The sequence below is a fragment of the Faecalibacterium sp. PGM34 genome, from assembly GCF_054456555.1.
Genome location: NZ_CM136898.1, coordinates 1855517 through 1869706, shown reverse-complemented (window position 1 = coordinate 1869706; position 14190 = coordinate 1855517). Strand labels below are relative to the sequence as shown.

Here is a 14190-nt window from a genome sequence, read left to right as displayed (position 1 = left end):
GGCATACACCTGTGCAAGTCAACGGTTTATTTGTGAATTTTTTGTAGGTATGACTAAAATTTACACACGCTTTTCCTGTTTCAGTCGGTTATCTCAAGCGTGGAAGGAAAAGGTATCGTTCAGCCATTCCACCGCAAGCTGCACCCAGCAGTGGCGGTGGGCACTGTCGGCGTCCACCTCCGGGGTGGAGATGCTGGTGCCGTGGCAGCCCTTTTCAAACAGGTGCGCTTCACACGGCACGCCTGCCTTGTGCAGGGCGCTGAGCAGCAGCAGGGTGTTTTCCACCGGGACAGTTTCGTCCTCCATGGTATGCCAGACGAACACCGGTGGTGTGGCGGGGGTGATCTTATCCTCCAGCGTAAAGCGCTGGTGGGCGGCAACATCCTGCGTGCCTGTCAGCTGCACAAAGCTGTCCCTGTGGGCGTATTCTCCGGCGGTGACCACCGGGTAGGCCAGCAGCAGGGCGTTGGGCCGCGGCTGGTCTGCCATGTCGGGGATCTCCCACACTGCACCGGACAGTGCCAGATGCCCGCCGGCAGAAAAGCCGCACAAAGCGATCTGATCCGGCAAAATATTCCACTGTTCTGCGTGCTGCCGCACAAGGCCGATGGCCTGTGCCAGCTGCCGCATGGGCAGCGCATCCCGGGCGCTGTCCCCTACTGCGTAGTGCAGTACCGCCGTGTGGTAGCCAGCTGCCGCAAATTGCAGCGCTACGGGGTCGCCCTCGCGGGGGCTGACGTGGGTATAGCCGCCGCCGGGCACCACCAGCACCAGCGGGCGCTGCCGGAAATGCGGCATAGCCTCCACGCTCTCCCGCAGGTAGAGCGTCAGCGTACCGCCGCCAGTCAGTTTCAGTTGCTCAAGTTGCATTTACGTATCCTCCTTATAAAAGCCGTGCCGCCCCTCCGGGTGGGCTGCTATAAATTCTGCGCACAAGTCGGCGCATAGACGGCACAGTTCCGGGCAGGGGCGCTTTTTATAATAGTCTGCGGTGCGTTCCTCTGCTGCCGTGCCTCCGGTAGGGGCAGCGCCCGCCTTTGCCAGCAGTTCCCGGCATATAATGCTGCCGCCGCCATTGCGGGTGCGGTACTGCTCTGCTGCCTGCTGCACCAGTGCATACATCCGGGATTTATCCTTGGGGTCGGCGGGGTCGGCATAGACCATGCTCAGCACGGTCACCACGCCGCAGAACGCCCCGCACACCTCCCGCATCCGGCCAATACCTGCGCCAAACCCTGCGGAAAGGCGCAGCGCCATCTCCTCGGTCAGGCCAAGCTGGGGTGCAAACGCCGCCACTACGCTCTGACTGCAATTGTAGCCCTTTAAGAACCATGCGTAGGCGGCATCGCCCTGTTTTGACATTTTCTCACATCCTTCCGGCATACTCACTCCATTATAGCACAGTCTGCGCAAAAGTGAGAACGCTTTTCAGGAAAAATTTCGCCCTTTATATAAGATACGATCCCGGCGCGCCGTTTCGTGCACCGGGGCAGCAAATCTTTTTACTTTTTTAACTTTTTATGAAAAGCCTTGATTTTCCCTGCAAGTCGTTGTATATTAGCACTCAGAAGTTATGAGTGCTAAGCATTCCGGTGGTTTGCCGGGCGCGGCGCACCAAATATGTGATAAAAGAGGTTTTGTATTATGGCCAAGAAAGAATTTCAGGCAGAGAGCAAAAAACTGATGGACATGATGATCAACTCCATTTATACCAATAAGGAAATCTTCCTGCGCGAGCTGATCTCCAACGCTTCGGACGCCATCGACAAGCTGTACTATAAGAGCCTGACCGACACCTCCGTGGGCATGAACAAGGGCGATTTCCGTATCCTCATCACCCGTGATAAGGAAAACCGCATCCTGACCGTGGAGGATAACGGCATCGGTATGACCAAGGAAGAGCTGGAGCAGAATCTGGGCACCATTGCCCACTCCGGTTCTCTGGATTTCAAGAAGGACAACAAGGACGAGAACATTGATATCATCGGCCAGTTCGGCGTGGGCTTCTACTCCGCCTTTATGGTGGCCGATAAACTGACCGTTATCTCCAAGGCTTATGGCTCGGACGAGGCGTGGCAGTGGGAGTCCTCCGGTGTGGATGGCTACGAGATGACCCCTGCTCAGAAGGACACTGTGGGCACCCAGATCATTCTGCACATCAAGCCGGATACTGACACCGAGAAATACGATAACTTCTTGGATGAATATGGCATTGTGGCTATCGTGAAGAAGTACAGCGATTATGTGCGCTACCCCATCCAGATGGAGCGTGAAAAGAGCCGTCAGAAGCCGGAACCGGACCCCAAGCCCGAGGACTATAAGCCGGAGTGGGAGACCTACACCGAGCTGGAGACCCTGAACAGCATGATCCCCATCTGGAAAAAGCAGAAGAGCGAAGTGACCGATGAGGAGTACAACAGCTTCTACAAGGATAAGTTCGGCGATTATGCCGACCCCGCCCGGGTCATCGTGAGCCGCACCGAGGGCACTGCCAACTACAACGCCCTGCTGTTCGTGCCCAGCCACCGCCCCTACGATTTCTACACCAAGGACTACGAGAAGGGTCTGGCTCTGTACGCTTCCGGCGTGCTCATTATGGAAAAGTGCGCCGACCTGCTGCCGGATTACTTCAGCTTTGTCAAGGGTATCGTGGACAGTCAGGATCTGAGCCTGAACATCAGCCGTGAGATGCTGCAGAAGGACAGCCAGCTGAAGCTGATCCACAACGCACTGGAAAAGAAGATCAAGAACGAGCTGCACGCCATGCTGAACAACGACCGTGCAAAGTACGAGGAGTTCTGGAAGGAGTTCGGCCGTCAGATCAAGTTCGGTGCTTACTCTGACTACGGCATGCACGCCGAGCTGCTGCGCGACCTGCTGCTGTTCTGGTCTGCTAAGGAGCAGAAGATGGTCACTCTGCAGGAGTACATCGACAAGATGCCCGCCGAGCAGAAGTACATCTACTTCGCCGCAGGCGATTCCACCGACCGTCTGGCAAAGCTGCCCTCCGCAGAGCTGGTGCTGGACAAGGGCTTTGACGTGCTGCTGCTGACCGAGGACGTGGACGAGTTCTGCCTGCAGATCCTGCACAGCTACCCCCGCAAGGATGCTGAGGGCAAGGACGCCACTGTGGAGTTCAAGAACGTGAACAGCGGCGATCTGGGTCTGGAATCCGAAGAGGAGAAGAAGGCCGCCGAGGATGCCACTGCCGAGAACAAGGCTCTGTTCGATGCCATGAAGGACGCGCTGAACGGCAAGGTGAAGGAAGTCAAGGTCTCTACCCGCCTGAAGGATCACCCCGTCTGCCTGAGCGCTGACGGCCCGCTGTCCATTGAGATGGAAAAGGTGCTGTCCAAGCAGCCCGGCAGCGAGGACGTGAAGAGCGACAAGGTACTGGAACTGAACGTGAACCACCCCGTGTTTGCTGCCCTGAAGGCCGCACAGGAGGCCGGTGACACCGAGAAGCTGAACAAGTACAGTGCTCTGCTGTACGCACAGGCACAGCTGATCGAGGGTCTGCCCGTGGATGACCCCGCCGCTTACGCCGAGGCCGTTTGCAGCCTGATGAAGTAAGCTTTTATGGAGAAGCCGCTGTTGCATTTGCACAGCGGCTTCTTTTTTGCGTCAACGATTTTTAATTTTGCGTTTGTCACGGTCTGCGAACCGCTCCAAGCGCATTTTCACGAGAACATAAATAACCCCTTAACAAAAAGGCCGCGCTCCGCTATAATAGAGTGGAACACGGTCTTATTTTTATCTTTCTGTGAAAGGAATTCTGTTTCATGGAGCCGAGAAAACATTATTTTGCAAAGATCCCCACCATTGCCATCTTTATCGTCATGGCGATGTCCGGGCCGTTAGGGGTGCTGTTGTTTATCCTGAAGGGCATCGACCAGAAGGTGCAGAAGGAAGAGCAGGAAGCTGCCCGTGCCCGGGGCGACTACCGCTCCGACCTTGGGCCGGAGCCTGACCGGAAGAGCGCACCCGTCTACGGCCACGATGTCCCCACGGCAGAGCAGAAAAGCGCCAAACAGTGGCACAAGAATATTGCCGCCATCTGCACCATCATGGGTGCCATTTTCCTGTTTGCCGGGGTGACGGATGCGGTGGATATCATCGGTGCATGGCGGATTCTGCCCGACCCCGGGGAGCTGTTTTCCGATATCATCATGGCCATTGGCGGCGGCGGTGCGCTGCTGACCGGCCTGCGGATGAACCGCACCCACAAGCTGGAGCGGCTGCTGGATAAAGTGGTGGGCGAACGGGATAACATCTCTTTGCCGGAGTTGTTTGCCGCCGCCGGGGTGGACGCTGCCCGGGGACGTGCTGCCGTGAAAAGCGCCATCGAGCACGGATACTTCGGCGCGGATGCTTACATTGACAACCGCACCGACACGCTGGTGGTGCGGGGTGCGGCACCGCAGCCGAAAAAGCCCGCGCCCGCTCCAGTACCTAAAGCTCATCCTGCCGCAGAGGACGAGTACGCCTCCCTGCTGCGCCAGCTGCGGGAGGTGAACGATGCCATCCCAGACCCGGTGATGAGCCAGAAGATCTCCCGGCTGGAAGAAGTCAGCGGGCGCATCTTTGCACTGGCGCAGAAGGACCCGGATAAAAAAGCGCAGCTGCAAAAATTTATGAGCTACTATCTGCCCACCGCGCTCAAGCTGCTGAACACCTACGCCAGCCTTTCCGGGCAGGCGGTGGAGGGCACGAACATTACCGAGGCAAAACACAGCATCGAGCGCAGCATGGACCTGCTGGTGACCGCCTTTGAAAACCAGTTGGACAAGCTGTTCCAAGCCGACGCGCTGGACGTGAACGCCGACATTGCTGCACTGGAGGGAATGCTGAACCTTGACGGACTGACCGGCAGCGAATTTACCCGCTAAGCCCCACCCCCGCACCCGATGGCTGCATCGGTGCGGGGGTGCTTTTTTGTGCAAAGTGCAATTTTCCATCCCATCTTTTTTGGGCGCTGCGCTCAAAATTTTGGGATTTGTGTGCATTTATGCCAAGCATTTTGATTTGCCGAAAAATTTTTTATTTTATTTGTTCAGCAGCAGCCGATCGGGCTGTGCAGGCACTTTTTGCAACTTTTCATCGAGATGCAACAATAACACATGGTTTTTTGCGTTGCGTTTGACTATTATAGAAGCAGCTACGGCAGCTGCGAACGGCTGCATCGACTTTTCCGATCATAATAGTAGGAGGAAATTTCTATGATGAAGTCCATTTCCACCTGGAAGCAGGAGCTGACCGAGGGCGCACACGCTGCGCGTCTGGCTGCGCTGTACTGCTGCACCCCCGACAAGACCCCTGCACAGGCAGCCCGCTATGCGGCTGTTCTGGACGGGCTGGAGACCACCTTTGGCGCACACACCGAGGCCGGTCTGTATAGTGCCCCCGGCCGCACCGAGATCGGCGGCAACCACACCGACCACCAGCACGGCCGTGTGCTGGCAGGCAGCGTGAACATTGATATGATCGCTGCTGCCGCTCCCAACAGCCTGAACCAGCTGCGCGTGCAGAGCGAGGGGTATGACCTGTGCGTCATCGACCTTGACGACCTGACCGCCCGCAAGGAGGAAGAGAACACCACCGCTTCCCTGCTGCGCGGCGAGTGCGAGGCTTTCCGTCAGCGCGGCGCAACGCTGTCCGGTCTAGACGTGTACATTTCCTCTAACGTGCCCAAGGGCAGCGGCGTTTCTTCCTCTGCCGCTTTTGAGGTGCTGGTCGGCGTGATTCTGAACGACTGCTTCATGGCAGAAAAGGTCTCCCCCATCGCCATTGCGCAGATCGGCCAGTGGGCAGAGAACGTCTACTTTGGCAAGCCCTGCGGCCTGATGGATCAGATGGCTTCCAGCATGGGCAACATTATCACCATCGACTTTGCCGACAAGGCAAACCCCGACGTGGAGCCGGTGCAGGTGGACTTTTCCAAGGCCGGTCTGGCGCTGTGCATTCTGGATTCCGGCGCAGACCATGCCGACCTGACCGATGAGTACGCCGCCATCCCCAATGAGTGCCGCGCTGTGGCCGCTGTGTGCGGCGGCGAGGTGCTGCGGGACGTGCCCTTTGAGACTTTCCTTGCAAATATCCCTGCCTGCCGCAAGCAGTGCGGCGACCGCGCTGTGCTGCGTGCCTTCCACTTCTACGCCGACAACGACCGCGTACCCCAGCAGGTAGCTGCCCTGCGCGAGGGCGACTTTGACGCCTTTTTGCAGATGGTGACTGCCTCCGGCGACAGCAGCTGGGAGTATTTGCAGAACGTGATCCCCGCCGGTTACAAGGAGCATCAGGAGGTGGCTGTGACCATCGCCGCTGCCAAGCACTATCTGGGCGGCAAGGGCGCTGTGCGCGTGCACGGCGGCGGTTTTGCCGGTACGGTGCAGGCCTTTGTGCCGTTGGAGATGCTGGCAGACTTTAAGGCAAACATGGAAAAGATCCTCGGCGCTGGCCGCTGCCATGTGCTGAACATCCGTCCTGAGGGAGGTGCTGTGCTGTGATCTCCACCGCCATCCAGCAGCTCGTGAACTACGGGCTGGACACCGGGCTGATCCTGCCCGATGACGAGATTTATATCCGCAACCAGCTGCTGATGACCATGCAGCTGGACGACTTTAGCGCCCCGGAGGGCGAGGTGTGCTATACCGATCTGGAAAGCATCCTTAAGACTCTCGTGGATGATGCCGTTGCCCGCGGCGTGTGCGCGGACAACTCCACCGCACGCGACCTGTTCGATACCAAGCTGATGGGCGTGCTGACCCCGCGCCCCAGCATCGTGCGCGCTAACTTTGAGGAGCGCTACGAAAACGAGGGCCCGCAGGCTGCCACCGACTGGTTCTACAAGTTCAGTCAGGACACCGACTACATCCGCCGCTACCGCATCAAGCGCGACCTGAAATGGGTCACCAAGACCGAATACGGTGACTTGGATATCACTATCAATCTGTCCAAGCCGGAAAAAGATCCCAAGGCCATTGCCGCCGCAAAGCTTGCGCCCCAGAGCGCCTACCCCAAGTGCCAGCTGTGCGTGGAGAACGAGGGCTACGCCGGCCGCATGAACCACCCTGCGCGCGAAAATCATCGCATCATCCCGCTGACCATCAACGACAGCGCGTGGAATTTGCAGTACAGTCCCTACGTTTACTATAACGAGCATTGCATCGTATTCAACAACCAGCATACCCCCATGAAAATTGAGCGGGCGACCTTCCGCAAGCTGCTGGATTTTGTGGGCCTGTTCCCCCACTACTTTGTGGGCAGCAACGCCGATTTGCCCATCGTGGGCGGCAGTATCCTGAGCCATGACCACTTTCAGGGCGGTCATTACGAGTTTGCCATGGCCAAAGCACCTATTGAAAAGCCTTGGGTGTTCCCCGGCTTTGAGGATGTGGAGGCCGGTATCGTGCACTGGCCCATGAGCTGCATCCGTCTGACCTGTGCGGATGATGCACGCCTTGTAGAGCTGGCCGATAAGCTTCTGACCGCTTGGCGCGGCTACACCGACGAGAGCTGCTTTATCTTTGCCGAGACCGACGGCGAACCCCACAACACCATCACCCCCATTGCCCGGATGCGGGACGGCAAATATCAGCTGGATTTGGTGCTGCGCAACAACATCACCACCCCGGAGCATCCGCTGGGCGTGTACCACCCCCATGCCAAGCTGCACCACATCAAAAAGGAGAACATCGGCCTTATCGAGGTGATGGGTCTGGCCGTGCTGCCCAGCCGCCTGAAGCAGGAGTTGTTCGACCTTGCCGATGTGCTGGTGGCACACCTGCCCACCGCAGAGTACCCCGAAGCCCTGCAAAAGCACGCCGAGTGGGCCGAGGAGATCCTTGCAAAGCACCCGAGCCTGAACGCCGACAATGTGCACCTGATCTTGCAGGACGAGGTAGGCTATGTGTTCGCACAGGTGCTGGCCGATGCCGGTGTGTACAAGCTGGATGAAGCAGGCCGCGCCGGTTTTGTCCGCTTCCTTGAAAGCGTAAAATAAACCACAACTCACAAAGGCTGTTGCACATATCATAGCGCAACAGCCTTTTTTAGAACACAGCATCGCGCAAAAGCGTTCTTCCTTCACTCTCCCCCTGTGAAAAAGTCAGCCGGGAAGATCTGCGGATTTCCCCGGTTGACAAATTAAAGTTTTCATTTCGCATCGTTATTTTGACGGAGGTATCCGCTTATGCACTACACCTTGGAAGTTTGCGTAGACAGCACCGCCAGCGCGCTGGCGGCAAAACGCGGCGGCGCTGACCGACTGGAACTGTGCGCCGACCTTATTATCGGCGGCACCACCCCTTCCCCTGCCCTGCTGCGTCAGGTCAAGGCCGAGACCGGCCTGCCGGTGCGGGCGTTGCTGCGTCCCCGTTTTGGTGATTTTTGCTACGACCGCTACGAGCTGGCACAGATGGCTGAGTGCGCCGCCGAGCTGGTCTCTGCCGGTGCCGATGGTATCGTTACCGGCGTGCTGACCCCGGCGGGCACGCTGGACACAGATGCCCTGCGCCCCATCTACGCCGCAGCCCGGCAGGCGGCAGAAAAAGCCCACCGCACCGTGGACTGCACCCTGCACCGCGCCTTTGATGTCTGCTGCGACCCCTTTGCCGCACTAGAAGCCGCAAAGCAGATGGGGCTTGCCACCATCCTGACCAGCGGACAGGCCGCAAGCGCCCCGCAGGGTGCTGCCCTGCTGCGGCAGCTGGTGGAAGCTGCCGGGCAGGAAGTGGAAATATTGGTGGGCGCAGGCGTATCTGCCGCCAACATCCCCGCCCTTGCTGCCCAGACCGGTGCCCGGGCGTTTCACCTTTCCGGCAAGCAGGTGCTGGACAGCCGCATGACTTTCCGGCGGGAGGGTGTGCCCATGGGTCTGCCCGGCTTTTCGGAGTTTGAGATTTGGCAGACCAGCGAAGCAAACATCCGCGCCGCCCGCACCGCACTGGATGCGCTGTAACGGGCAAATAGTTTTTTATACCCTGTCCCGGTGTAATTGAGAAAGGATTGGTCTGCCCGCAGTGCCGCTGTTTCCGCAGGAAACAGGCACTGCATTCTGCCGTTTTCCATTACGCCCCCTCCTGTGAAAATGCAAAATCGGGCAGCCCGCAGGCTGCCCGATTTTTCTCTAATAAAGTTCTCCCCCTCAGTGCAGGGCAGCAAACCGGGCTGCGCCGCGGGTGCACAGCCAGCGGTGCAGCAGCAGGTCCAGCCCCAGCAGCACCGCCAGACAAACAGCCTGTGCGGCCAGCGGCGGCACGGCATAGTCCAGCAGGCTCAGGGGCAAAAACAGCACCCCGCCCGCCAGCAGCCACCCGCCGAACATGGCCAGCATACTGGCGGCGCTCCGCTTGACCACGGCGGCCTCGCTGACCCAGTGGAGGTTGGGCAGGCACAGCCCCAAAACAAGCCCGAACTGCGCTGTCAGCCACACAAAGGCTGCCAGCACCGCCAGCACAAGCAGCCCCTGCCCTGCCGGAATACGCAGCGCTGCCATGGCGCACCCGGCGCACAGCCACGCCCCCGGCAGCGTGAGCAGCAACTGCAGCTCCACCTTTACCCGCAGAACCTGCTGCGGGGCAACCGGCAGGCTTTGCAGCAGCCAGAGGGTGCCGCCCTCCAGCGACACCGAGGGCGCTGTGATAAAGTTCATGGCGGCTGCGGTGCACACCATCCCGCACACCAGCATGGGCAGGGTCTCGGGCGGGTAAGCAGCGGTAAAGGCGCGCAGGGCAGCAGCCTTCCACAGCGCTGCCACGCCCAGCACCGGCAGCAGCAGACTGCTTAATGCGCAGTTGAGCAGCCACATGGGGCAAGCACCCAGATGCAGCAGTTCCCGCCGCAGCAATGCCCGGTGCGGGGGCTGCTTTTTTTGCGCCTTTGCGCGGTATACCGCTTTGGCTCTGCCCGGTTCAAGGGTCAACAGCCGCAGATACGGCTTTGCCAGCACCTTGCCGCAGAGCAGCACACAGGCCGCAGCCAGCGCCAGAAAGAGCAGCAGTGCCGGAATATCGCCCACTGCGGCCAAGCCCAGCAGACGCAGCGGTGCAGCGGCACGGCTTGCCGCAGCGCCCGCCTGTACGGCGTCCAGCGCAAGGGCATCCACCGCGTCGCCCACCCATTGGAACGCTGCATAGTAGGCCACCAGAAAGAGCAACGTACCCACCACCGTAACAAGGCTTTTGTGCCGGGCGCGGCGGTTGAGCAGCGCCACCGCCCAGCCCAGCAGAACGGCCAGCACCATGGAGACCCCCGCCAGTGCCAACGCCACCGGCAGCGCCGCCAGCAGGGCTCCGCCGGGGCGGGGTGCCGCCAGCGCATAGCAGACCACCGAGGGCACCCACGCCAGCAGCAGATAAATAAGCCCGGTCAGGTACACCCCGCCGCAGCGTACCGCAAAAATAGCGCCCGGCGGGATGGGCAGTGCCAGCAGCTGCTGGTTATCCCTGCAGCGGAACAAATGCCCGTAGCTGGTAAAGGTGCTGGCCAGCACACTGACCGTCAGCGCCGAAAGCTCCATCAGCACAAAATAGAGCCAGTTCAGCCCCTGCGGCACCAGCGTCACTGCCAGCGGCAGCGCCATTGAGCCAAAACTGAGCATGACCAGCAGCATCAGCACCGTAAACAGCAGTGCGTAGCCAAGGGCTTCTACCCGGGAGCGCCGCTTACCAGTTTTGCTGCTGCGCACAAAGGCCGCACCCAGTTCCAAAAGCTGTTTTTTGAGCAATGCACGGATCATAGCGCTTCCTCCGTATCCTCCAGCTCCAGAAAGATCTCTTCCAACGTGTCATCGCCACGCACCTGCTCCATAGCACCCTCGCGCACCAGCTGACCTTTGCGCAGAATGGCTACCCGGTCGCAGAGCTTTTCGGCCACCTCCAGCACATGGGTGGAGAAGAAGATCGCCCCGCCCTGCGCACAGAAGGCTTTCATCTGGGTCTTGAGTTGATGAGAGGCCAGCGGGTCCAGCCCGACAAAGGGTTCGTCCATTAAAATCAGTTTCGGCTCGTGCAGCAGCGCCGCAATGATGGCCAGTTTCTGCTTCATGCCGTGGGAGTACGCCCCGATGGACTGTGCCAAGTCCTGCGTCAAGCCAAAGGCATCGCCGTACTGCCGGATGCGCTGCGTCCGCTGTGCCGCGCTTACGTCAAAAATGTCTGCAATAAAATCAAGGTACTGGATGCCGGTCATATAATCGTAAAGCTGCGGGTCGTCCGGCAGGTAGGCTAAGCGCTGCTTACATTCCAGCGGGTCGTCCCGCACGGAAATGCCGTCCACATAAATTTCGCCGGCATCGAATTGCTGGATGCCGCAGCAGCATTTTAAGGTAGTGGTCTTGCCCGCGCCGTTGTGGCCGATAAAGGCGCACAGTTCCCCCGGGCGGATGTGCAGACAAAGATCCTGTACGGCGGGCTTGCCGCCGTAGGTTTTGGTCAGATGCTCTATTTTTAACATGGGCTGCCTCCTTGCTTTCGGTTTCGAGCCAAGTATACACCCTCCGGCGGGGGGAAGGTCAAGCATTTCTCCGTTTTTTCTTGCGTTTTGTATGGGGCTGTGCTATACTTTTTGACGAACTGAACAGAAAACAGCAGGTGCGTTCCGTCACTTTGCCCCACCGGGCGGCGGCAGGAACGTTAAAAGGGAAGCGGGTGCAGATCCCGCACGATCTCGTCACTGTGATAAGGGAGTCCACTGTCAGGGTGCTTTTGCACCGGTCACTGAGCCATCCGGCTTGGGAAGGCGGCAGCGGGCGTTGAGCTTTCAGTCAGGAAACCTGCCCGCTGTTGGTACCGGGGCTTTGCCGCCCCAGATCACGAGGAATTGGTTGTACCAAAAAGCCTGTAAGAAACGGGGTCTTTTTGCTTTGCCATTTCGCAAGCAGAAGACCCCGTTTTTTGCAACTTCTCTTTCCTGTACCCTTCTGTTCGGCGCCGTATTTTACCCATATCAGGAAAGGAAAACAAAATGAGAAAACGCAACATCCGCAAAACGGCGGCCGCTCTGACCGCTCTGGCTCTGTGCGCCGGTGTACTGACCGGCTGCGGCGGGGCTGTCTCCAGCACGGCTTCCTCTGTTGCTGCCAGTTCTGCCGCCAGCAGCGAAGCTTCCGGCGCAGACGCTGACGAACTGGCTGCACAGAACGTGGCAGACCTGATCGATGCCATCTATGTGCAGCAGCGCACCGGCGACACCGACGCCCAGTGCGAAGCCGCAAAGGCCGCTTGGGACGCTTTGACCGATGCCCAGAAGGAGCTGGTGGAGGGCGAAAACGCCGACCCCGACTACTTTGGCCGCGACACCGGCGATGCTTCCAAGGACGATGCCCGCAACGCCGATGAGATCGGCGAGAACGAGCTGCTGGTGGTCTCCTTCGGCACCTCCTTCAACGACAGCCGCGCTGCTGACATCAAGGGCATCGAGGACGCTTTGCAGGCTGCTTACCCCGACTGGAGCGTGCGCCGCGCCTTTACCGCACAGATCATCATCAACCATGTGCAGGCCCGCGATGGCGAGAAGATCGACAATATGCAGCAGGCACTGGATCGTGCTGTGGCAAACGGCGTGAAGAACCTGATCGTGCAGCCCACCCATCTGATGCACGGTGCAGAGTACGACGAGATGAACGAGATGCTGGACCAGTACCGCGATAAGTTTGAGAGCATCGCTGTGGCCGAGCCCCTGCTGGGCGAGGTCGGCGCGGACGCATCCGTCATCAATGCAGACAAGGAAGCTGTTGCCAAGGCCGTTACCGCTGCCGCTGTGAAGGAAGCCGGTTACGACAGCGCCGCTGCTGCCGCTGCCGATAAGACTGCTTTCGTCTTTATGGGTCACGGCACTAGCCACACCGCCAAGGTGAGTTACAGCCAGATGCAGACCACCATGCAGACCTTGGGCTACGACAACGTATTCATCGGCACGGTGGAGGGCGAGCCCGAGGACACCTCCTGCGAGGCCGTCATCGAGGCTGTGAAAGCTGCCGGTTACACCAAGGTCATCCTGCGCCCGCTGATGGTGGTGGCAGGCGACCACGCCAACAACGATATGGCTGGTGAGGACGCCGACAGCTGGCTGAGCCAGTTTACCGCCGCAGGCTGCTTTGAAAATGTGGACTGCCAGATCTCCGGTCTGGGCCGCATTGCGGATATCCAGCAGCTGTACATTGCACATGCCAAGGCCGCTATGGATCTTCTGAACGCCTAATGGATTCAGAAGCCCTCTCCGGCGCTGCCAAGCATACGGAGAGGGCTTTCTTTTATGGGTGCATTCCCCGCACGAGGAGAACGTGCCCCTGCCCCGGCAGCTTAGACGCTGGGTAAAAATTCAGGATACTGAGGTATTTATTTTATGCGCTGCAAACAGTTTATCATCTTTTCTCTGGCCGGTGTGGTGCTGGCTGCTTCTCTGGCAGGCTGCGGCGGGGCTGCTCCCGCCTCCTCCGCTGCGGCAAGCTCTGTTGCTTCTTCCGTAGCGGTTTCCTCTGCTGTGGCAGAGGCTGCCCTGCCGGATGGCGTATACACCGCTGATTTTGAGACCGACAGCAGTATGTTCCACACCAGCGAGGCCTGCAACGGCAAGGGTACTTTGACCGTGGAAAACGGCGTGATGACCTTCCACGTCAGTCTGGCTTCCAAAAAGATCGTGAACCTCTACCCCGGCCTTGCCGCCGATGCCGAGTCCAACAAGACTGCATGGCTCATCCCCACCGTGGACACTGTTACCTACGCAGACGGCACCACCGAGGAGGTGTACGGCTACGACATCCCGGTGGAAGCGCTGGACACTGACTTCCAGCTGGCATTGCTGGGCACCAAGGGCAAGTGGTACGACCATATCGTCAGCGTGCGCAACGCCGAGCCTAAGACGGAACAGGCCGCCGAGACCCCCGCAGATGGTGCATACACCGCCGCCGTGGTGCTGGAGGGTGGCTCCGGCCGCGCTACCGTGGAAAGCCCTGCTGCTCTGACCGTGACAGACGGTAAGATGACCGCTACCATCGTGTGGAGCAGCCCCAACTACGACTACATGATCGTGGACGGCGAGAAGTATCTGCCCACTAACACCGAGGGCAACTCTACCTTTGAAATTCCTGTGACTGCACTGGGCACCCCGCTGGCTGTTACCGCCGACACTGTTGCCATGAGCAAGCCCCACGAGATTGAATATACCCTGACCTTTACCTTGGAGTAACCT

Annotated in this window: 11 protein-coding genes and 1 riboswitch; of the genes, 7 read left to right on the top strand and 4 right to left on the bottom strand. The window is 59.2% G+C overall.

The window, feature by feature from the left end; all coding sequences use genetic code 11:
* Positions 1-93: 93 nt before the first annotated feature.
* Positions 94-870, bottom strand: coding sequence for an alpha/beta hydrolase (locus tag ACXPUX_RS08710; RefSeq protein ID WP_458827955.1), 777 nt, complete (start codon positions 868-870; stop codon positions 94-96).
* On the bottom strand, positions 871-1362 hold the full coding sequence (locus tag ACXPUX_RS08705) for a C-GCAxxG-C-C family protein (RefSeq protein WP_458827954.1): 492 nt from the start codon (positions 1360-1362) through the stop codon (positions 871-873). It lies immediately after the preceding gene.
* 282 nt (positions 1363-1644) lie between these two features.
* Here ACXPUX_RS08705 and htpG point away from each other — a divergent pair, with 282 nt between their 5' ends.
* The 5 genes from htpG to ACXPUX_RS08680 all read left to right on the top strand — a co-directional run bounded on the left by htpG (position 1645) and on the right by ACXPUX_RS08680 (position 8959).
* Positions 1645-3573 (top strand): molecular chaperone HtpG, encoded by a 1929-nt coding sequence (gene htpG / locus ACXPUX_RS08700; RefSeq protein ID WP_458827953.1) that lies wholly within the window; start codon positions 1645-1647, stop codon positions 3571-3573.
* Positions 3574-3782: 209 nt separating this feature from the next.
* Complete coding sequence (locus ACXPUX_RS08695; protein ID WP_458827952.1) at positions 3783-4889, top strand: 5-bromo-4-chloroindolyl phosphate hydrolysis family protein; 1107 nt, start codon at positions 3783-3785, stop codon at positions 4887-4889.
* Between the two features lie 330 nt (positions 4890-5219).
* On the top strand, positions 5220-6506 hold the full coding sequence (locus tag ACXPUX_RS08690) for a galactokinase (RefSeq protein WP_458827950.1): 1287 nt from the start codon (positions 5220-5222) through the stop codon (positions 6504-6506).
* Entirely contained in the window at positions 6503-8002 is a 1500-nt protein-coding gene (gene galT / locus ACXPUX_RS08685) for a UDP-glucose--hexose-1-phosphate uridylyltransferase (RefSeq protein WP_458827949.1), read from the top strand. Before ACXPUX_RS08690 ends, galT begins: the two co-directional genes overlap by 4 nt.
* A 189-nt stretch (positions 8003-8191) precedes the next feature.
* Entirely contained in the window at positions 8192-8959 is a 768-nt protein-coding gene (locus tag ACXPUX_RS08680) for a copper homeostasis protein CutC (protein WP_458827947.1), read from the top strand.
* A gap of 186 nt (positions 8960-9145) precedes the next feature.
* Here the strand turns inward: ACXPUX_RS08680 and ACXPUX_RS08675 are convergent, their stop codons facing one another.
* Together ACXPUX_RS08675 and ACXPUX_RS08670 are read right to left on the bottom strand one after the other, a co-directional pair.
* A complete protein-coding gene (locus ACXPUX_RS08675) occupies positions 9146-10738 on the bottom strand; it encodes a hypothetical protein (RefSeq protein WP_458827946.1) in 1593 nt (530 codons plus the stop codon).
* Complete coding sequence (locus tag ACXPUX_RS08670) at positions 10735-11454, bottom strand: ABC transporter ATP-binding protein (protein ID WP_458827945.1); 720 nt, start codon at positions 11452-11454, stop codon at positions 10735-10737. The genes ACXPUX_RS08675 and ACXPUX_RS08670 overlap by 4 nt, the downstream gene beginning before the upstream one ends.
* A 118-nt stretch (positions 11455-11572) precedes the next feature.
* Positions 11573-11795, top strand: a riboswitch (cobalamin riboswitch).
* Between the two features lie 169 nt (positions 11796-11964).
* Between ACXPUX_RS08670 and ACXPUX_RS08665 the strand changes: the two genes are divergently transcribed.
* Both ACXPUX_RS08665 and ACXPUX_RS08660 read left to right on the top strand, forming a co-directional pair.
* Complete coding sequence (locus tag ACXPUX_RS08665) at positions 11965-13200, top strand: sirohydrochlorin cobaltochelatase (RefSeq protein WP_458827944.1); 1236 nt, start codon at positions 11965-11967, stop codon at positions 13198-13200.
* 144 nt (positions 13201-13344) lie between these two features.
* Positions 13345-14187 (top strand): iron transporter, encoded by an 843-nt coding sequence (locus ACXPUX_RS08660; RefSeq protein WP_458827943.1) that lies wholly within the window; start codon positions 13345-13347, stop codon positions 14185-14187.
* Positions 14188-14190 lie beyond the last annotated feature (3 nt).

Excerpts from the sequence above, each read along its gene's own strand:
- ACXPUX_RS08660 (WP_458827943.1), top strand. The coding sequence starts at position 13,345 with ATGCGCTGCAAACAGTTTATCATCTTTTCTCTGGCCGGTGTGGTGCTG.
- ACXPUX_RS08695 (WP_458827952.1), top strand. The coding sequence starts at position 3,783 with ATGGAGCCGAGAAAACATTATTTTGCAAAGATCCCCACCATTGCCATC.
- ACXPUX_RS08665 (WP_458827944.1), top strand. The coding sequence starts at position 11,965 with ATGAGAAAACGCAACATCCGCAAAACGGCGGCCGCTCTGACCGCTCTG.
- ACXPUX_RS08670 (WP_458827945.1), bottom strand. The coding sequence starts at position 11,454 with ATGTTAAAAATAGAGCATCTGACCAAAACCTACGGCGGCAAGCCCGCC.
- ACXPUX_RS08690 (WP_458827950.1), top strand. The coding sequence starts at position 5,220 with ATGATGAAGTCCATTTCCACCTGGAAGCAGGAGCTGACCGAGGGCGCA.
- htpG (WP_458827953.1), top strand. The coding sequence starts at position 1,645 with ATGGCCAAGAAAGAATTTCAGGCAGAGAGCAAAAAACTGATGGACATG.
- ACXPUX_RS08705 (WP_458827954.1), bottom strand. The coding sequence starts at position 1,362 with ATGTCAAAACAGGGCGATGCCGCCTACGCATGGTTCTTAAAGGGCTAC.
- ACXPUX_RS08710 (WP_458827955.1), bottom strand. The coding sequence starts at position 870 with ATGCAACTTGAGCAACTGAAACTGACTGGCGGCGGTACGCTGACGCTC.
- ACXPUX_RS08680 (WP_458827947.1), top strand. The coding sequence starts at position 8,192 with ATGCACTACACCTTGGAAGTTTGCGTAGACAGCACCGCCAGCGCGCTG.
- ACXPUX_RS08675 (WP_458827946.1), bottom strand. The coding sequence starts at position 10,738 with ATGATCCGTGCATTGCTCAAAAAACAGCTTTTGGAACTGGGTGCGGCC.